The sequence below is a fragment of the Sporosarcina sp. P16b genome, assembly GCF_002743065.1.
Classification (GTDB): Bacteria; Bacillota; Bacilli; order Bacillales_A; family Planococcaceae; genus Sporosarcina.
Genome location: NZ_PDYO01000002.1, coordinates 343,484 through 363,917, shown reverse-complemented (window position 1 = coordinate 363,917; position 20,434 = coordinate 343,484). Strand labels below are relative to the sequence as shown.

At 41.9% G+C, this 20,434-nt stretch carries 18 protein-coding genes; 14 read left to right on the top strand and 4 right to left on the bottom strand.

Going from position 1 to position 20,434, the window contains the following annotated elements:
- The first annotated feature begins 18 nt into the window (after positions 1–18).
- From CSV77_RS04885 to mbcS, 4 genes are all read left to right on the top strand, one after another.
- Positions 19–1,152 (top strand): cysteine desulfurase family protein, encoded by a 1,134-nt coding sequence (locus CSV77_RS04885; RefSeq protein WP_099672507.1) that lies wholly within the window; start codon positions 19–21, stop codon positions 1,150–1,152.
- On the top strand, positions 1,149–2,351 hold the full coding sequence (gene thiI / locus CSV77_RS04880) for a tRNA uracil 4-sulfurtransferase ThiI (protein ID WP_099672506.1): 1,203 nt from the start codon (positions 1,149–1,151) through the stop codon (positions 2,349–2,351). Before CSV77_RS04885 ends, thiI begins: the two co-directional genes overlap by 4 nt.
- Positions 2,352–2,428: 77 nt before the next feature.
- Positions 2,429–2,638, top strand: a complete 210-nt coding sequence (locus CSV77_RS04875) for an alpha/beta-type small acid-soluble spore protein (protein WP_099672505.1) — start codon at positions 2,429–2,431, stop codon at positions 2,636–2,638.
- Between the two features lie 746 nt (positions 2,639–3,384).
- On the top strand, positions 3,385–4,950 hold the full coding sequence (mbcS, locus tag CSV77_RS04870) for an acyl-CoA synthetase MbcS (protein WP_099672504.1): 1,566 nt from the start codon (positions 3,385–3,387) through the stop codon (positions 4,948–4,950).
- A 75-nt stretch (positions 4,951–5,025) separates the two neighbouring features.
- On the opposite strand, the gene CSV77_RS04865 is transcribed toward mbcS, so the two are convergent.
- On the bottom strand, positions 5,026–5,826 hold the full coding sequence (locus tag CSV77_RS04865) for an NAD kinase (protein WP_099672503.1): 801 nt from the start codon (positions 5,824–5,826) through the stop codon (positions 5,026–5,028).
- A gap of 104 nt (positions 5,827–5,930) precedes the next feature.
- Here CSV77_RS04865 and sppA point away from each other — a divergent pair, with 104 nt between their 5' ends.
- From sppA to CSV77_RS04840, 5 genes are all read left to right on the top strand, one after another.
- Positions 5,931–6,935, top strand: coding sequence for a signal peptide peptidase SppA (gene sppA, locus CSV77_RS04860; protein WP_099672502.1), 1,005 nt, complete (start codon positions 5,931–5,933; stop codon positions 6,933–6,935).
- 17 nt (positions 6,936–6,952) lie between these two features.
- On the top strand, positions 6,953–7,498 hold the full coding sequence (locus CSV77_RS04855) for an RDD family protein (RefSeq protein WP_233212171.1): 546 nt from the start codon (positions 6,953–6,955) through the stop codon (positions 7,496–7,498).
- A 28-nt stretch (positions 7,499–7,526) separates the two neighbouring features.
- The gene (gene tpx, locus CSV77_RS04850) at positions 7,527–8,030 is read left to right on the top strand and encodes a thiol peroxidase (RefSeq protein ID WP_099629642.1); all 504 of its coding nucleotides are present in this window, start codon (positions 7,527–7,529) and stop codon (positions 8,028–8,030) included.
- Positions 8,031–8,082: 52 nt separating this feature from the next.
- Positions 8,083–8,997: a class I SAM-dependent methyltransferase gene (locus CSV77_RS04845; RefSeq protein WP_099672644.1), complete on the top strand. Its 915-nt coding sequence runs from the start codon at positions 8,083–8,085 to the stop codon at positions 8,995–8,997.
- 147 nt (positions 8,998–9,144) lie between these two features.
- Positions 9,145–10,371, top strand: a complete 1,227-nt coding sequence (locus tag CSV77_RS04840; protein ID WP_099672501.1) for an acetate kinase — start codon at positions 9,145–9,147, stop codon at positions 10,369–10,371.
- 274 nt (positions 10,372–10,645) lie between these two features.
- On the opposite strand, the gene CSV77_RS04835 is transcribed toward CSV77_RS04840, so the two are convergent.
- On the bottom strand, positions 10,646–11,101 hold the full coding sequence (locus CSV77_RS04835; protein ID WP_099629644.1) for a universal stress protein: 456 nt from the start codon (positions 11,099–11,101) through the stop codon (positions 10,646–10,648).
- Positions 11,102–11,344: 243 nt separating this feature from the next.
- On the opposite strand from CSV77_RS04835, the gene ald reads away from it, so the two are divergent.
- Complete coding sequence (gene ald / locus CSV77_RS04830) at positions 11,345–12,466, top strand: alanine dehydrogenase (protein WP_099672500.1); 1,122 nt, start codon at positions 11,345–11,347, stop codon at positions 12,464–12,466.
- Positions 12,467–12,554: 88 nt separating this feature from the next.
- Here the strand turns inward: ald and CSV77_RS04825 are convergent, their stop codons facing one another.
- On the bottom strand, positions 12,555–13,652 hold the full coding sequence (locus CSV77_RS04825) for a M24 family metallopeptidase (protein ID WP_099672643.1): 1,098 nt from the start codon (positions 13,650–13,652) through the stop codon (positions 12,555–12,557).
- 107 nt (positions 13,653–13,759) lie between these two features.
- On the opposite strand from CSV77_RS04825, the gene CSV77_RS04820 reads away from it, so the two are divergent.
- Complete coding sequence (locus CSV77_RS04820) at positions 13,760–14,437, top strand: metal-dependent hydrolase (protein ID WP_099629646.1); 678 nt, start codon at positions 13,760–13,762, stop codon at positions 14,435–14,437.
- A 126-nt stretch (positions 14,438–14,563) separates the two neighbouring features.
- A complete protein-coding gene (locus CSV77_RS04815; protein WP_099672642.1) occupies positions 14,564–15,871 on the top strand; it encodes a DRTGG domain-containing protein in 1,308 nt (435 codons plus the stop codon).
- Positions 15,872–15,883: 12 nt separating this feature from the next.
- Here CSV77_RS04815 and CSV77_RS04810 read toward each other — a convergent pair whose 3' ends face one another.
- On the bottom strand, positions 15,884–16,213 hold the full coding sequence (locus CSV77_RS04810) for a YtpI family protein (protein ID WP_099629647.1): 330 nt from the start codon (positions 16,211–16,213) through the stop codon (positions 15,884–15,886).
- A gap of 119 nt (positions 16,214–16,332) precedes the next feature.
- Here CSV77_RS04810 and CSV77_RS04805 point away from each other — a divergent pair, with 119 nt between their 5' ends.
- Complete coding sequence (locus CSV77_RS04805) at positions 16,333–17,274, top strand: DHH family phosphoesterase (RefSeq protein ID WP_099672499.1); 942 nt, start codon at positions 16,333–16,335, stop codon at positions 17,272–17,274.
- Positions 17,275–17,293: 19 nt separating this feature from the next.
- Entirely contained in the window at positions 17,294–20,362 is a 3,069-nt protein-coding gene (locus CSV77_RS04800) for a DNA polymerase III subunit alpha (protein ID WP_099672498.1), read from the top strand.
- The last annotated feature ends 72 nt before the right edge of the window (positions 20,363–20,434 follow it).

The window sequence follows — 20,434 nt, the reverse complement described above, 5'->3', positions numbered from 1 at the left end:
AGAAAGGAGAGAGTACGTATGTATTTTGATCATAGCGCCACAACCAAGCCGGATGAAAGAGTTCTCCGCACGTTTATGGATGCTTCCGAAACGTATTTTGCCAATCCTGCATCGCTACATGCGGAAGGAAAACGTACAGAAAAATTATTGGAACGTGCGCGAACACAACTGCTTGGAACGATCGGACTAGGATTGACGGAAGGAATCTTTACTTCAGGCGGAACAGAATCCAATAATCTTGCCATACTAGGTTATGTATACGCCAACCAACATAAAGGTCGTCATCTAGTTACGACATGTATCGAACATCCTTCTGTATTGAATGTTTTCAAGGAATTGGAAAAACAACACTTCACTGTGGATTATCTAACTGTAGATGAAGAAGGAAGAATTTCATTGGACGAACTCCAAGAGAAGTTGCAAAAAGATACGATTTTAGTTAGTATCATGCATGTTAACAATGAAATTGGTACGATTCAGCCGATTGAGGAATGTGCGAAAATCATTCATTCATCTTCACGTGCAATGTTCCATTCCGATTGTGTGCAAAGCTTTGGAAAACTCTTGCTTACTGATTTTACGGATGGTCCCGATCTTGTTTCATTATCGGCCCATAAAATTTATGGAATAAAAAATAGTGGATTTCTAGCGTATCGTCACAATATACGACTGCAACCCATGGTCTTTGGTGGCGGACAAGAACATAAATTGCGTAGCGGAACCGTATCGGTGCCACATGCGGCGGCACTTGCGAAAGCGGCCCGTTTACTTGTAGAAGAAATAAATATGCAGCAGTTCCAGCAATGGCGCCATGAACTGGTTGCGTTTTTCTCGGAAATAGATGAATGCGAAGTATTGGCACCAAACGCGAGTGCACCTTATATACTTTCCGTTGCATTTGCACGGATAACAGGGGAGATAGCGATTAACTTCCTGCAACAACAGGGAATAATCGTCTCGACTTCAAGTGCTTGTTCATCCAAGAATTCGGATGTAAGCCACGTGGTTGAAGCGATCCATGTACCTCGAGCGTTTGAAAAAGGCGTCATTAGAATTAGCTTAGGTAAAAATCAAACAAATGAAGAAATTGAACAATTGAAAGTAGCGGTTCGTCAATTAGTCGAGCTGATTAGAAAAGGAGTGGGGAAATGAACTGGAATACCATTTTAATTCGATATGGTGAAATGTCGCTAAAAGGAAAGAATAAAAGTAAATTTATACGTAAACTAAAGGCGAATATAAAAGCTGCTTTGTCCGATTTGGGAACTGTTACGATGCGCGCAGAACGTGACCGGATGTTCATTTATGCAGAAAAACCTGAAGAACTAGATCGTGCTGTTGAAATATTGCCGTCGATTTTTGGCATTCAATCATTCAGTCCCATTGTAATTTGCGAACCAACAGTGGAGGATATTAAAGAAACTTCATTAAAAGTTCTAGGTAAAACGGAAACTGCTGGCAAGACATTTAAAGTAGATGTCAAACGTACAGACAAACGTTTCCCACTCAATACGGGAGAATTGCAACAAGAATTGGGTGGTCATGTATTGAGGGCGTTCCCTGATTTGATCGTTCAAATGAAGAAACCTGAAATTTTATTATATGTAGAGATACAGCAAGAAGCAGCATATATCTCTTCACACACCTATAAAGGCGCAGGTGGCATGCCAGTTGGCTCCAATGGCCACTCATTGCTCTTATTGTCGGGAGGAATCGACAGTCCAGTAGCAGGCTATATGATGATGAAGCGCGGCGTGTCATTTGATGCCATTCACTTTGCCAGCCCGCCGTTTACGAGCGATTTGGCGTTAGAAAAAGTGGAAGACATTGTCAGACAACTAACAAAACTCGGCGCAGTCATTCGCTTGCATGTTATTCCGTTTACGGAGTTGCAACAAGCGATTGTAAAACAAGTACCAAGCAATTTGTCGATGACGACTACAAGACGAATGATGATGAAAGTTGCTGAACAAGTACGGAAAGACACGAATTCACTTGGTTTGATAACAGGTGACAGCCTAGGGCAAGTAGCAAGCCAGACACTTGAAAGTTTGACGGCTATTAACGAAGTCACGAATACACCCATCTTGCGTCCGCTCATCGCAATGGATAAATTAGAAATCATCCAGATTGCTGAAAAAATTGGCACGTACGATATTTCTATTCGTCCATATGATGATTGCTGTACCGTATTTACGCCACCGAGTAATAAAACGAAACCGCAAGTTGAAAAAGTGGCGTATTACGAAAGCTTCCAGGAGTTTGATGACATGGTGACGGAAGTGGCAAGCCGACGTGTTACGACGATTCCGAGCAGACAGACAGAAGAAGACTTCGAAGACTTGTTGTAAAGAAAAAATTACCTATTATCTTCCTTGCATGATATTTTGAAAAGTGACCATTCTAATGTCACAAGGAGGTGAACGACATGCCAAGTAGCAACAACAACAACTCAAACCAATTGTTAGTTCCCGGAGCGCAACAAGCACTTAACCAAATGAAGGAAGAAATTGCTTCTGAATTTGGAGTACAACTTGGGCCAGATTCCACATCGCGTGCCAACGGATCCGTCGGCGGAGAAATTACAAAGCGATTAGTGCGTCAGGCTCAATCACAAATGAACAATTCTAATCAGTAATCGTAAGACATGGGATGCCTCTTGAAGCTATAGCGCTTCTTGGGGCATCTTTTTGGATTAGTTTTAAATTTTTCTTATAAGTTCAAGTGCTAAATGCAATAAGACGTGTAAGGTAATAGTGAGTACGTAAGATTGAAGCCTATGTTGGCGGATACTTTCCAATGGGCTGCTGTGAGCCGATCAGTTCGCAGACTCTCTTAAGTTGTCTCAACTAATCAGGCTGATCCTGTGGGAAGAGCCGTAACGAAGAACGGCTTTAGCGAGTAAAAGTGAAGCGTTAGGAGCACATCTTTGCACTCGCCACCAGCTTCCGCTTCCATCCTACTTCAAAAGTTGATCGCTCATTGGCGATAGTATATGAATGGTTGTTGTGTTTTACATTTTGTTATTTCAAGTTCAAATAATTACAAACCTAACTTCAATGAACAATAAGTATATCCCACTATCACTGTCGGGATTTGTGCGTAGGAGGGGCGACTCCCGCGGGAAAAGCATGAGGTTGAGATCCCGCAGGAGCAAAGCGACGAGGAAGCTCAAGCCATGCCCGCAGGAAAGCGTCCCCTCCGAAGCGCAAATCCCTCACCCTAACACCACTGCCAGCCACACCATTCATTCCACCTAGCATACCGAAAAACACAGAATACTATACGTTACTTGACAGTATAATGAAGAAAAGTATATAAAGTTTTGAAATTTCACCATTCTATTTGTATACTTGTAGTATTACGCAAAAAGGGGGAATGGAAATGAACCGAGAAGAACTACTTGCGCCCGCTCGTTACAATATTGTTTCGGAATTCGAAAAATACGCAACGGGTGATGGCAGAAAAGCATTAATTTATGTAGATGCGCAAAATCAAGAACAACAAGTAACGTATGACGAACTCATCCAAGCAGCTAACCGTACAGCGAACGTGCTGACATCGAATGGCTTGAAAAAAGGGGATGTAGTGCTGGTCATGGTGCCGCGCATGATTGAAGCGTATGTGACATACATTGGTGCACTAAAGGCAGGACTTGTTGTAATCCCTAGTTCTGAAATGCTACGTTCCTCCGAAATTGAATATCGAATTGAACACAGTAACGCAAAAGCAATTATTGCATTTGACGCTTTTACTGATCAACTTGAACACGTAGAAAATCTTGAAAAAGTGACAGTCTATATTATCGGTGAAGCAAAAGAAGGGGAAGTCTCCTTGACTGCACAAGAAAAGAATGCTTCGTCAGAGTTTACCGCTAGTGACGATATGGCGTTTCTGTCGTATACATCTGGTACGACAGGCAAGCCGAAAGGTGTAGTACATACACATGGCTGGGGATATGCACACTTACGAACGACTGCACCAAACTGGTTAGGTATTGAAGAACATGATATTGTATGGGCTACAGCGGCACCAGGATGGCAGAAGTGGATTTGGACACCATTCTTATCTGTTCTAGGAAGCGGTGCGGTAGGTTTTGTCTATAGCGGTAAATTCGATGTAGATAAATACTTACAGTTCCTGGATGATTACCAAGTCAATGTTCTGTGTTGTACGCCGACTGAATACCGATTTATAGCAAAAGCTAAAAATTTAGATGCGTTTTCACTAGCCTCTTTGAAAAGTGCTGTCTCAGCGGGAGAACCATTAAATCGTGGTGTCATTGATATTTTCGAAAAGCAGTTTTCGCTTTCTGTCCGTGATGGATATGGACAAACAGAGAATACGTTGCTTGTTGGTACGATGATTGGAATGGAAGCGCGTCCTGGATCAATGGGTAAACCTACACCGGGAAATATCGTAGAGGTCATTAATGAGGAAGGTAAACCGGCAGACGTAGGTGTAGTGGGCGATATTGCCGTTCATAAATCAACTCCTGCACTGTTTCAAGAGTACTTAAATGACCCTGAACGCACGAAGATGCAATTTAGAGGGGATTATTATATTACCGGAGACCGAGCGAAAAAGGATGAAGAAGGCTATTTCTGGTTTGAAGGGCGAGGCGATGATATCATTGTGAGCTCGGGTTATACGATTGGACCGTTCGAAGTGGAAGATGCCTTGATCAAGCATCCTGCGGTTCGTGAGTGTGCGGTAGTAGCAAGCCCTGATCCTGAACGTGGAAACGTCGTGAAAGCATTTGTCGTCTTGCGCGATGATACGGTAGAATCAACTGAGAAACTCGTAAAAGAGTTGCAAAATCATGTCAAAGAACTGACGGCACCTTATAAATATCCTCGTAAGATTGAGTTTTTAGAAGAATTGCCAAAAACATCTTCAGGAAAAATCATGCGTATTGAGTTGCGTAAAAAAGAGCAAAATCAAAATTGATGTGGTCGTAAGGGGTTAAAAAGGACTGTCAAGAGTCGTTTTGTTCTGACTATTGACAGTCTTTTTCGGTTCATTTCAGAAGAACGTACGTTGGACTTTTTCGAAGAAGGAGTTATTTGGAAGTTTTGCGGTACGAATGACTTTATGACTTAGTCGTGCTTCTACTTTCCCTACTTGTTTGATACCGAGCGCTTCGTTGTCTGCTGCAATGGAAGGAAATTCATTGCCTTCTTGTTGGATATTGAGCGTCAATGTTCGTTCATTGCTTAGGATGAACGACGTGCCGAGCGTACGGTACCGATTATTGTTAACCGATGCGAGCTCTGTCACTTGGAAAGAAGGTAGCCGCGGATCAATTACAGCGCCCTTAACAGATTTATTATACGCTGTACTACCTGTTGGCGTGGAGATGATCATACCGTCGCCAAGAAATGTTTCGAATAATAAGTCATCGATGTAAATATCCATGACAAATGTTCGAATAATAGTAGAACGTATACTGAATTCATTCAGGCATAAGAACGGATTCTGCTCGTTAATCGACACTTCAAGGAGCGGATAATGGCGCTCTTCGATCGTTGCTTGTTGTAGTGTGTGTATAAGGGAACTAATGTCATCATATTTGAAATCACAATAGACGCCGTGTGCCCCTTTTACAGATGCTCCAAGGTAAAGAACATCCTGGCGAAAATCGGTTTTACGAACAGCTTGTAGGAATGTGCCGTCACTGCCGATACTGATGACTACATTGGCTTTCGTATGATCTTCTGTTAGTTTGAAACCTTCTTTTTTAAGGCGTTGTGTAATCACATGTTTTTTATGGACGGTGTCTTCGTCCAAACGGCTAAAGAGAAAAATGGTATGTAGAGAATTCATTTGAATCGTCTCCTTTTTCAGATAATAAAATAATTGTAACACGAATGAAACATTTGGACGATTAGGAACGTATAGGTAGATGTGAACAAAGGAGGAAATATAGTATGAATGCAAAAAGATGGATTGCTGTAGCAGTAGCCGCCACATTGATTATTGTGTCGGTTGGTATTAACGCGATGTCATGGGTCTTCACGAGAGACTGGAACAGTTTCGTCAATGAAATCAATTTGATGGAGACGAAAGTACAAGAAACAGTAGTAGAAGAAGGAAGCGTTAATGAGCGTATTGCAGTATTGACAGTAGATGGCGTCATACAAGACGTTGGTGAAGCGACACTCTTTAGTGGAGCGGAATACAACCATAAACAATTCATGACGCAATTGAAAGAAGCAGCGAATGACGACTCGGTGAAAGGAATTGTGCTGTCTGTTAATACACCAGGTGGCGGTGTATTGGAGTCATCTGATATTTATGATGCCATTACAGAAATTCAGGAAACGAAAGAAATTCCGGTCTACGCTGCGATGGGTGGCATGGCGGCTTCAGGAGGTTATTATATTTCAGCTCCTGCAGATAAAATTTATGTTCATCCTGAAACATTGACTGGTTCAATCGGTGTGATCATGCAATCGGTTAACTACGGAAAGTTGGCCGAAAAATACGGTGTGGAATTCCCGACGATCAAGTCAGGTCAATATAAAGACATGATGAGCCCGACTCGAGAGATGAAGCCTGAAGAACGTGCCATGCTACAGGAAATGATTGACGATTCGTATAAGCGTTTCGTTGATATTATTGTAGATGGACGCGGTATGTCAGAAGCGGCTGTCCGTAAAGTAGCGGATGGACGTGTTATGAATGGCCGCCAAGCAATTGAAGCGGGACTTGCAGATGATTATGGTAAGTTACCGGCAGTCATTGCTGCTATGAAAGAAGATTATCACTTAGAAAAGGCGGAAGTATTTGAATATGGAATGCCTACTAATTTAAAAGCTATTCTATCCATCAAAGCACATGATGTATTCAATGGCGATGTCGAATCACAAATCATGAAGAAATTACTGACTGAAAATACAGCACCACGCATGATGTATTTATACGGTGAATGAGAAGGAGGGAAACGATCATGACGAATGAACTGCTGGATACGCAACCAACTGTGCGACTTGAACAGACACTCGTACCAAAATATGCAGGTTTCTGGATCAGACTGTGGGCATTTTTAATCGACATGCTGATCATTTCGGCAATTAGCGGCATCTTTATCAAGCCGGTGTTTCGCGTACTTGATATTGCGATCACCAAGCCCTCTGCTTTTTTATTCAGTTCGTATAAAGTGACTGCCCTTGTCTTGTTATTGTTGTATTTTATCTTGATGACGAAAATAGCAGGGCAAACCGTAGGGAAAATGATCATGGGAATTCGTGTGATGAAATCAAACGGTGAGAAAGTAAGTTGGGGCTCCGTTATTTTTAGAGAAGGTTTCGGTCGTTTCATTTCACAAATGCTGTGGATTCTGTATTTACTTGTTTTGTTCTTACCTCAAAAGAAAGCCCTTCATGATGTCTTTGCCGACACGGTTGTCGTGCATGAACGAACATTCGAGAGAAAAGAAGTGCAGAAAATCATTCATCCTGAACACCATCAGTTGCATGATGACCCTACGGTTTAGTACACTAGATTAAAAGGAGTGGTTAGGTATGGTACAAGTTACATTCAAAGATAATCCGATTCATCTGTTAGGTTCAGAAGTAAAAGTTGGAGATCAGGCACCAAGTTTCACAGTGCTTGCTAATGACTTGAATCCTGTTACACTTGAAGATTCAAAAGGTAAAGTACGTTTGATCAGTGTGGTGCCTTCTGTTGATACAGGTGTATGTTCCATCCAGACAAAGCGTTTCAACGACGAAGCAACAGCTCTCGGTGACGATGTGGAAGTCATGACAATTTCTTGCGATCTTCCGTTTGCACAAGGACGTTGGAAAGAAAATGAGAAAGTCGAAAATTTACACTTATACTCTGATCATCGCGATCTTTCATTTGGTACAGCATTCGGTACAGCGATTGAGGAATTACGTTTATTGACCCGTTCAATCTTCGTTGTCGATCGTGACGACAAAGTCACATACGTAGAGTATGTAAGTGAAGCGACTGACCACCCGGACTATGATGCAGCGATTAAAGCAGTAAAAGAATTGAATTAATTAAAAAACCCACCTGAAACGAGAGGTGGGTTTCTTCTTGGAGGAATTTCAAATGAATAACATGGAAAAAGTTTTTACGTATTACGACAATCATGCGGCGGCTACGGAAGGTTTGTATTTGGATGCTGTGCTCGAAGCTAGTGAAAAATGGCTAGATCAACCGTCAGCAGTAGACTTGCAAGATCCTGATAAAGAAGAAATTCGTAAAGGTATTCAACTAGCCTTATTAAAAGGATTGAAGCAGTCCACACAAGCTCATCACCAAATGACTCCGGATACGATTGGCTTTTTGATGGGTTATCTAGTCAATAAAATATTGGATTCCAGAGAACCTGTAACGTTACTCGATCCTGCGGCAGGAACGGGGAATCTATTGTTTACAGTATTAAATCAATACAAAGGTTCCGCTTCTGCCAGTGCAGTTGAAATTGATGATGTGTTGATTCAAATCGCTGCAGCGACAGCCAATTTATTGGAGCTACCGGTATCATTTTATCTACAAGATGCGCTTCGTCCGTTACCTATTGACGTAGTGGATGCGGTAGTAAGTGATTTACCTGTAGGCTATTACCCTGACGATGAAGTGGCTATGGATTATGAACTAATGGCACCGGAAGGTCATGCGTTCTCTCATTATTTATATATTGAGCAATCTATGCGCTATGTGAAGCCGGGCGGTTACGGATTATTCATCGTTCCTTCCAAGTTGTTAACTGCTGAAGGAGCAGAACCTATTTTGAAATTTGTCAAAGAACATAAATTATTGAGGGGCTTGCTTGAACTACCTTCATCATTATTTGCAGATCAACGCTTTGCTAAAAGTATTTTATTGTTACAACAGCCACCAAATGAGAACTTTGTCTTACCGGATGTGTTGTTAGCGAAAATACCTGAACTTGGGAACGCTACTGCTATGCAACAGTTCTTCAATAAACTAAGTGCGTGGATGCAAGAAGAGGTAAAGTGACGAATAGTCACTTTACCTCTTTTTTAAAAATAATACATTGGCAGAAAGATAGCGCACAACCCATGAATTCAATTGCTTTTAGAATAGGTAGATACTATAATAAATTAAAACGTTCTACGACGTAATTATTATAAGGGGTGGATATTTGTGCCGAAGATCTTGTCGATCAATGCTGGAAGTTCTTCATTGAAGTTTCAATTGATTGAAATGACGAACGAAGAAGAAATTACTAAGGGGTTATTCGAACGAATTGGGATGGAGAATTCTGTATTTACAATGGCGACTGCCGAAAAAAAAATCGAGAAAGTAGTAGATATTACTAATCACTCGATGGCCGTTGAAATGCTTTTGGAACATTTACTGAGTGAGGGAGTCGTTTCGTCATATGATGAAATTGACGGAATCGGTCACCGTGTAGTTCACGGGGGAGAGCTATACAGTGATTCGGTATTAATTACTGACGAAGTAGTTGAGAAGCTTGAAGAGATTTCAAGTTTCGCGCCTTTGCATAATCCAGCAAATATTGTAGGAATTAAAGCGTTTGAGAAAGCTTTGCCAACTACACCATCTGTTGCAATCTTTGATACAGCATTCCATCAGACAATGCCCGAGAAAGCGTTTTTGTATGCGTTACCATATGAATACTATGAAAAGTATGGAATTCGTAAATACGGTTTCCATGGGACGAGCCATAAATACGTAACGGAGCGTGCTGCCAAGATCTTGAATAGACCTCTTGAAGACACACGTCTCATCTCTTGTCACTTAGGTAACGGTGCGAGTATTGCAGCTGTTAAAGGTGGTAAGTCAGTGGACACATCCATGGGCTTCACTCCGTTAGCAGGAGTAATTATGGGTACGCGTTCAGGTAATATTGACCCGGCTCTTATTCCATATATGATGGAACATACGAACGAGTCAGCTGAAGAAGTAGTCAACACATTAAATAAAAAATCAGGACTACTTGGAATCAGTGGATTTTCAAGCGACTTGCGCGATATTACGGAAGCTGCAGAACAAGGCAATCACCGTGCGCAATTGGCACTCGATGTCTTCACAGACCGGATCCACCAGCACATCGGGCAATACGCGGCTGGAATGGGTGGAGTGGATGCGATCATCTTCACAGCCGGAATTGGAGAGAACAGTGCAATCGTTCGTGAAAAAGTAATGAACGGATTAGAATTTATGGGTGTCTACTTTGATCCAAGCCTAAACAATATTCGCGGCGAAGAAGCGTACATCAGCTTCCCACACTCACCAGTCAAAGTACTCATCATCCCGACAAACGAAGAAATCATGCTAGCTCGCGATACAGTGCGAATCGCTGGAATTCCAGTGCCAGCAGAAGCAGAGAAAGTAGCAGTTGAATAAATAAAACAAAGTCCCGACCGTCAGAACGCTGATAGTCGGGACTTTTATTATTCAAGCAGCACTTCAATTCATTCTCTACGGCTTTTGCGGGGTAAAGCGATGAGTTAGGAGTATGTGCTTCGACATAAGTGTATTCAAAAGTCTACATAGGAAAGAGTCCGCCTGGAATGTCGGTCAACGGTGCCCGCTATACTATATCTCTAGCAATATACGCAAGAAAAAACTGCCACAAGAAATCGAATGAACGACTTCTTGGACAGCTTTTAGTTACGCATTAGCCTTGTAGATGTTCCGGAGTACGTACAACCAGTACGTCACACTTTGCAGAACGAACGATATTTTCAGAAACACTTCCGATTAAGAAACGTTCGACACGGTTTAAACCTGTAGCCCCACAGATAATTAAATCTGCATTAAGCTTCTTAGCAATATCACGTGGGATCAACGTCTTAGGAGAACCATATTCTACGTGGATTTCCACATTTGCTACGCCGGCTGCAACCGCTTCTGTACGATAGTCAGTTAACAACTCTTCAGCATATTTCTGTGCACGCTCTGCGATGGAACGATCGTACGCTTCAACTGCCGCGTAAGAACGTGTATCAATAATATTGATCAAGTGAAGAGTCGCATCATTACGATCTGCAATTGCGATCGCTTTCTTAAAAGCCCATTTTGCCTCATCTGAACCATCCACGGCTACGATGATGTCTTTGTAAGTAAGTGCCATTTTACCACTCCATCCTTAAAATTAAAATCTATCTACAGTATTCTTATTCTCCATAGATTATGAGAGTCCTTCTTTTTTTGTCGAAATGTTTTATCAAAGTTTAGAAAATGAAGATTATATGGAAAAACGTTGAAAAAAAGAGGAAAAACCATCTATTTTCTGATAAGATTAAATAGTTATTAATCGACAAAGAGAAAATGAAAAAAGTAATTAAGAGAAATTACAATTCTAGGAGGATTTTGCATGCGTATAGGTGTTCCAAAAGAGATTAAAAATAATGAAAACCGAGTGGCAATAGCCCCTGCAAGTGTTCTAACTTTAAAAACAGCTGGTCATGAAGTATTAATTGAAAAAGGTGCTGGAATCGGTTCGAGTTTTCAAGATGAAGAGTATAAAGAAGCAGGTGCGATTATCGTAGACTCAGCCGCTGAAGTATGGGAAGCGGACATGGTACTGAAAGTTAAAGAACCTGCAGAATCTGAATATCAGTATTTCCGTGAAGGGTTAATTCTATTTACGTATCTACATTTAGCACCCGAGTTAAAATTAACACAAGCATTGCTCGACAAAAAAGTAACAGCAATTGCTTATGAAACAGTTCAATTACCGAGTGGCGGATTGCCTCTACTAGCGCCGATGAGTGAAGTAGCAGGCCGTATGGCAACACAAATCGGTGCACAGTATTTGGAAAAGACGAAAGGCGGCAAAGGGATTTTGCTTGCTGGAGTGCCAGGTGTATCACGTGGGAAAATCACCATCATTGGTGGGGGACAAGCAGGTACAAATGCTGCGCGTGTTGCAATTGGAATCGGTGCACACGTAACCATCTTGGATTTATCGGTTGAGCGTGTACGTCAGCTAGACGAGATCTTCGGAGAGCATATTCAAACATTAGTATCCAATCCATATAACATTGCAAAAGCAGTAAAAGATGCAGACTTGGTAATCGGGTGCGTTCTGATTCCGGGTGCAAAAGCGCCAACTCTCGTAACAGAAGAAATGGTGAAATCTATGAGCCCTGGCTCTGTAGTGATTGACATTGCCATTGACCAAGGTGGAATTTTTGAAACATCTGACCGTGTCACAACACATGATGACCCGACATACACAAAACATGGTGTCATTCATTATGCGGTAGCGAACATGCCGGGAGCAGTTCCACAAACATCCACCATGGCGTTAACGAATGTGACCATTCCTTACGCTCTTCAAATTGCTAACAAAGGTGTCAAAAAAGCATGTGCAGACAATGAAGCGCTGCGCAAAGGAATCAACACACTAGCAGGGCACATTACGTACCAGGCAGTAGCAGAAGCACAAGAACTGGAATACGCGTATGTTGGAGATGTACTAGAAACGATCTAAACGAAAGAAAAGACCACTACATAAAGTAGCGGCCCGAGACTGGAGACAAACTTCTAAATTAGAGTCTGTCTTCATTTTTTTACTCTTTTTACTTTCCGACAACGATCAAATCCTTAGAGAATTTCGTTAACACCTCGACGCCATCTTTCGTCACATACACATCATCTTCAATCCGTACGCCTGTAATAGCTGGGTCATAAATGCCCGGTTCAATTGTAAATACCATACCTTCTTGAAGTGGCATATCATTCGTAGCTGTCAAGGAGGGGAACTCATGAACAGAAATACCAAGGCCATGGCCAATCCGATGCGGGAATAACTCACCATAACCCGCTTCTTCAATAATGGACCGAGCGGCAAGGTCCACTTCTCTAGCCAATGTACCAGGACGTACTACGTCAATTGCTGCTTGCTGTGCCTTCTTGACTGTCTCATAAATCTTACGCTTTTCCTCTGTAGGCTCACCGAATGCTATCGTACGCGTGATGTCAGAACAGTATCCTTTATACACGACTCCAAGATCAAATAAGATGAAATCCCCATTTTCAATGCGTTTTTCACCCGGAATACCATGGGGGGAAGCGGTCTTCGTACCGGAAACGATAATGGTATCAAATGACATCTTCTCTGCGCCTTTTTGTTTCACCGCTTGTTCTACAGCTTGGACTATTTCTAGCTCGGTTTTACCTTCCGCGATTTCATTACAACCTACTTCTATTGCATAGTCTGCTAATTCGGCTGCTTTACGCAAGTGCTCAAGCTCCACATCATCTTTGATCAGACGATGGTTGGCTAGTTCATCATCTAACTTCGCAAACTGTAAAGTCGGAAAACGCTCTTGCAAGATTTCGTAGCGATCAACTGTTACATGTTCTTTTTCGATTGCGAGTAATGAGAATGTAGAAGTCCGTTCAGTGATTGCTTGATCTAAAAATTCGAACGCATTATCTGTATCCTTATATCCAATAGCGTCATACTTCCAACCAATTGCTTTTACATCCGGAACTTCCATAGCAGGGCAAATGACAAATGGATCCGCTTCTCTGAAAACGACTACACCTAGTAACCGCTCATGGGGATCACTACGGAAATTAGTTAGATAAAATATATTGTCTGGATTGGTTATGAGTGCTGCATCAATATCATGTTTCGCTAAGAAATTTTGTACTTTTTGAATGTTCGTCAACATATTACCTCCTCTGTTATGGTTAGTATAACAAAAAAAGAGGGTTTTAAGCTATTTTGCAGAAGGTATAGAATAGAGTAGGTAATTAAAAGAGGAGTGTGATCGTTGTGAAAATCTCATACCATGGTCATTCGATCGTAAAAATTGAGACGAAAGGCAAGACGATTTTAATCGATCCTTTCATTACAGGTAATAAATTAACAGATCTACAGGCGGACGATGAAAAGCCTGATGTGATTTTACTAACACACGGACATAATGACCATGTGGGCGACACAATGGATATTGCTAAAAGAGAAAATATCTTAGTCGTCGCTCCGAATGAATTGGCCGTATACCTTGGATTCCAGGGATTGACTACACACGGAATGAACATTGGTGGAGCAAACGAGTTTGATTTCGGTACCGTGAAATATACACAGGCATTCCATAGTTCATCTTATACAACGGCAGATAATGAAATAATTTATACAGGTATGCCTGCTGGTTTACTCTTGACGATAGAAGATAAAGTTATTTATCATGCAGGAGATACTTCGCTATTTAGTGATATGAAACTGTATGGTGAAGAGGGAATTGATGTGGCGTTCTTACCGATTGGCGATAATTTCACCATGGGTCCTAAAGATGCCGCAAAAGCAGTCGAATTGTTGAAACCCACGTTAACCGTTCCAATCCACTTCAATACATTCCCACCAATTGAAGTGGATCCTGAAGACTTCAAATCACTCGTACAGAATCATGAAGTGAAAATAATGGAGCCAGGAGAAATCATCGAACTGTAAAATGTAAAATAAATAATTACGGTCTACGGCGCATTGTTCGTGTCGTAGACCGTTTTTTTGTTGAATTTATGGTATGATTATCAAAAAGCCGAAACCTTAAACTGGGTCGAAGAAAAAGGTGAAATCATGTCAACTAAACACGAGCAGATTTTGCGTTATATCGAAAGTTTGGCAGTGGGGGAAAAGATCTCCGTCCGCCAAGTCGCGAAAGTATTGGAAGTCAGTGATGGAACCGCTTACCGTGCGATAAAAGAAGCGGAAAATCAAAAATTAGTAAATACAATTGAACGTGTCGGTACAATCCGAATTGAAAAAAAGAAAAAAGAAAATATTGAACGTCTAACATTCGCAGAAGTCATCAACATTGTAGACGGCGTCGTGCTGGGTGGTCGTGATGGATTACATAAAACATTAACGAAATTTGTAGTAGGCGCCATGCAGCTCGAGGATATGATCCGATATATCGATGCGGGCAGTTTGCTGATCGTAGGAAATCGTTTGAAAGCGCATGAAATTGCGATTAAAGCGGGGGCAGCCGTCCTCGTGACGGGTGGCTTCGATGCGACTGATGAAGTGAAGCAGCTGGCAGACGAAATGAATTTACCGGTTATTTCAACAAGTTATGACACCTTCACAGTAGCGACTATGCTGAACCGAGCGATTTATGATCAGTTGATTGAAAAAGAGATTTTATTGGTAGAGGATATTTTGACACCACTTGCCAGTACCGTGACATTATCTCCTGAAGATTCCGTCGATCAATTTTACGAAGTGAATCATCAAACATCGCACTCAGCCTACCCTGTTGTAAAATCTGACGGTACATTGGTAGGGATTATTACGTCCCGAGATGTCGTCAGCAATCCCGATGTAGAAACCGTTGGAAAAGTCATGACGCCAGGTCCCATCACGGTAAACGGAAAAGTGAGTGTTGCATCAGCGGGACACAGTATGATCTGGGAAGGCATTGATCTAATGCCTGTCGTGAATGATGCGGGCATTCTAGAAGGAATCATCAGTCGTCAAGATGTTCTAAAAGCACTGCAAATGACTCAACGTCAACCGCAACAAGGGGAAACAATTGACGACATTGTCAAGAATCAAATGAAAGCTATAGCCAACTCGCCTGAAAAAATCGAGTTTTCCGTTGTGCCACAGATGACCAATCAATTTGGTTCATTATCTTACGGAGCGATGCTAACGATCCTGACAGAAGCGGGTAGTCGTACGATTAAGCTTCAAAAACGTGGCGAAAGTGTGCCCGAGAATGTAACGATTTATTTTATCAAACAAGTTCAGCTTGGCGCATCGGTAACAGTGGAACCAAAGATTATTCACTCGAGTCGCCGATTCATCAAACTGGAAATCGAATTGACATCGAACGATGGAATAGTTGCTAAAGCTATGGGAACTTTCCAGCTTTTTGAGAAATAAAAAAAGCTGACGTCAATTGACATCAGCTTGGTTTAGTTTACTTTCTTCCGCAACAAACTGCTTATAATGTTTCTGAGCGTTAAAGTTAAATATAGCAACATATCCACCGAATAGAATGAATATAGCTGACACGATATAGGTGAGTGTGCCATCGAAAATCAGCAATTGATTGATGCCGAAGAAGATCAATAGGGCGCCAAGTGCTGTGCCTGCCAAACTCGCATACATCTTTTTACGGATGGGAAACATATGGCTCGTGCGGAATTGTCGTGTTTTGAAAACAAAATAGAATACGCCGCAAGCGACGATACCAAAAACAAAAATAAAGTTAACCATTTCCATCAAAAAAGCCCCCATTACATACAAAATAACCTACTACCTTAGCGTTGAGGTTCATTATATATTGTAGCGGCTTTTAATAGGAAATGCGAATACTTGTACAGAAACCTGGGGGAATATAGATGAAACGACAAATCATTGACACAATTGAGAAATACGAAAAAATTATCATTCATCGTCACGTCCGACCTGATCCAGATGCATACGGGTCACAAATGGGGTTGAAAGCACTTATTGAAAAGAACTATCCGAGAAAGCAAGTACTCGCAGCTGGAACGCATGATGAACTGTTAAGTTATTTGGGTGAACCGAACACCGTGACTGAATCAGATTACGAAGGTGCCCTGGTCATCGTTACCGATACAGCGAACACGGATCGTATTGATGGATCATTTTACGACAAAGGTGCATTTTTATTGAAAATCGATCATCACCCGAACGAAGATCCATATGGTGATGAGCGATGGGTAAATACAGACGCGAGTTCTTGCTCGGAAATGATCTATACCATATATGAAGAAGGTCAAGCTTCATACAATTGGGAAATGTCCCCAGAAGCGGCACGTTTCTTATTTGCAGGAATTGTTGGGGATACGGGTCGTTTTATGTTCCCGAGCACGACTGAAAAGACATTTGAAGTAGCTAGCTCGTTAATCAAGCAACCTTTTGATCGAACGAAATTATTCGCAGGTATGTATGAGATGGATCGTAAAATCTTGCATTTGCAAGGCTACATCTACCAAAACTTTACGATCGATGAAAATGGTGCGGCTTATATTAAATTAACAAAAGAAATTTTGGAGCAGTTCGATGTAACCGTATCGGAGACGTCTCAACTCGTAGGGTCACTTGGAGAGGTTAAAGGGATTTGTGCGTGGATCATCTTTATTGAAGAGCAGAACCAAATCCGTGTCCGCCTACGTTCAAAAGGTCCTATCATCAATACATTGGCGATGCAGCACAATGGCGGTGGTCATCCATTAGCGTCAGGTGCTTCCGCGTATTCATGGACAGAAGTAGATGAAATCATCGGTAAACTGCAAGAACTTTGCAGAAACTATTAAGCAGAGCTGAGGGATTGAAATGAACCTGATGTATCCGCAAATTGTAACAGGCGCAGATTTATTGCGTGGAATCGTAAAGTTAGATGAACTGGCTCCTCTTTTGCAAAAAAGAGGGGCTTCTTCTGCTGCTATCGTCAATAGTACATTATATGGCGTGCGATCATTTAGTAAAATGCTGAGTAAATACGGCATCCGACCCATAATTGGATTGTCCGTTATGTTAGAAGTCGCAGATCATGAAGTGCTTGTATACATTTATGCGCAAAACGAAACAGGCTTCTCCAATCTGCTGAAAATGAGCAGTGCTATTTCGACACGTCAAGAAGAAAACTTACCGCTGAATTGGCTCCACGCCTATAGAGAAGGGTGCATCATGATATGTGCGATGACCGATTCATCCTGGGCGAATGCGCGTACTCTACATGTACTGCAGTTACTAACGGAGAACGTTTCCAGCACTTCAACATTTATTGGAATCAGCCGGCCGGGTGGAGGGGCCCATACTGACGAAGCTGCCATCATGCAGTTGAGTAAGGAAAGTCAATTATCCATAGCGGCTTGTCACGAAACACGCTTTCTTCATAAAGAAGACTTTCAAGCTTATGAAGTCGCTACAGCCATTCGGAAAGGCTATAAATTAAATGATTCAAAAAAACCGCCTAATCGTTATAGACAAGCGTTTTTGCCTGAACTACAAGAACTTACAAATTGGTTCAGAGAGTATCCGGAATGGTTACAGACAACGGAAAACATTATGAATTCCTGTAATGTGACGATCCAGAAAGAAGATTTTTTACTTCCCAAGTTTCCTGTAGTAGATGGCAAAAAGTCCATTGATTTGCTGGAAGAACAGTGTCGGACCGGATTGCAACAACGCTTCCCAACACTTTCGCCAGAGTATGAAGAGCGACTACGCTATGAATTATCGATTATTGAACAAATGGGCTTCACAGATTATTTCTTAATAGTAGAAGACTATGTACGTTACGCAAAAACGGAAGGAATTTTGGTAGGTCCAGGACGTGGCTCTTCGGCAGGCTCTTTAGTAGCATTTGCACTTGGTATCACAGAAGTGGATCCCATTATATACGGATTGTTATTTGAGCGCTTCTTGAATCCCGAACGAGTGACCATGCCTGATATAGATATCGATTTCGCGGATCATCGCAGAACGGAAGTTGTCAATTATGTAGCGGAAACATACGGAAAACAATATGTCGCACAGATTATCACATTCGGTACACTTTCAACGAAAGCCGTTGCCAGAAATGTTGCCAGAGTGGTGGATTTCACACCGGAAGAAGTGCGTTTCATGTCCAATGAATTGAATAGTAGACAGTCGTTTAAAGAAACGATCATGCAGTCCAAGAAATTACGTGACTGGATTCAAGTGGAGCCCCGAAGGAAAATATGGCAACAAGCTGCAGAACGTTTAGAAGATTTACCGAGAAATGCGTCAACCCATGCTGCAGGTGTCGTGCTTGCTGCGAAACCGCTCGTTTATTATGTCCCACTGCAGATTGGATCCGATGAAGTCTTCCTGACTCAATGGGCGATGAAAGATGTAGAAGAAGTCGGTTTGTTGAAAATGGACTTTCTTGGGTTGCGAAACCTCACACTACTCGATAGAATCCGTGCCATGATTCAATACAATAAAAAGCAGATCATCGACTTTGAGCAGATACCACTCACTGATCAAGCAACATACGCACTATTTAAAGCAGGAGATACAACAGGGATCTTCCAATTTGAATCGCCTGGTATGCGTCGCGCCCTTCGAACGATACAGCCCGATAACTTTAAAGATATTTACTCAGTCAACGCCTTGTACCGTCCGGGTCCTATGGAGTTTATCCCTCTTTATAGTCGTCGAAAAAATGGACAAGAACCGACAGTATATGACATACCCGAACTCGAACCTATTCTAGCCGAAACGTACGGCATTATTATTTATCAAGAACAGATCATGAAAATCGCGGTGAATATTGCGGGCTTCACTATGGCGGAAGCCGATCTTCTAAGACGAGCGATCAGTAAGAAGAATCAGCAAGTATTGGAAGAAGAACGCCAGCACTTTACTGCCGGTGCACGTAAAAAAGGATTCGATCAGGTAAAGGCAAACGACGTGTATAATCTGATCGTTAAATTTGCGGATTACGGATTTCCGAAAAGTCATGCTGTAGCCTATTCACTAATTTCCTATCGACTGGCATTCTTTAAAGCAAATGAACCGACATATTTTTACGCAGCATTTTTATCTTCTTTAACAGGAAGTAAAGAGAAGATGACGGAAGTAATTCGTGAAATGAAGGCAAAAGGTATTCCGATCCTACCTCCGTCAGTTACGAAAAGCCGCTATTCACATACAGTCGAAGGACATGCGGTTCGTCTAGGCCTAGGCGCTATAAAAGGGGTTACGTTCGCCTTCTATCAGCAATTGGCTGCAGCGCGTGAGAAGGGGAACTGGTCTTCTATGTTTGACATGGCGATTGCACTCGGGGCTGATTACTTCACAGAAAAAACTGTCATTCCGTTAATTAAAGCAGGCGCGCTTGACGATTTTAATCAGAAGCGTTCCGTACTCCTTGCCTCAATAGATGCCGCTCATTCCCATGCGCTGTTCATAGGCGACGATGCATTAAGCGAACAGTTCCAATTTAATTCGCAACCTAAATATACACCGGGCGGCACAATGGATCAGATGACAAAGCTTGGTTTTGAACATGATACATTAGGGTTTTATTTGTCCGAGCATCCTGTTGAACAATTGAAGCGAAATGCATCCAATCAACTAGCGACCATTACATCTCTAGTTTCTTTACGTCAAGGAACTAAAGTGCACTGTATGGGGATTATTCTGTCGATTAGACGGATTCGTACCAAAAAAGGCGAAGCGATGGCATTTCTTACGTTACAAGATGAGACTGGAGAAATTTCCTGTACTTTGTTTCCGAAACAATACGCACAGATCAGCGTCCACTTAAAAGAGGGAGCGTTTGTTCAAATTTCAGGAAGCATAGATTTTCGAAATCAATCTGTTCAACTGATAGTAGAACAGTTGTTGCCGCTCCATCGTTCGGGAGAATAAAACATACGAGTATAGACTCTATGGTCAATCATGACGCAATCCACGTCACGATTGACCATACTTCGACTTTTT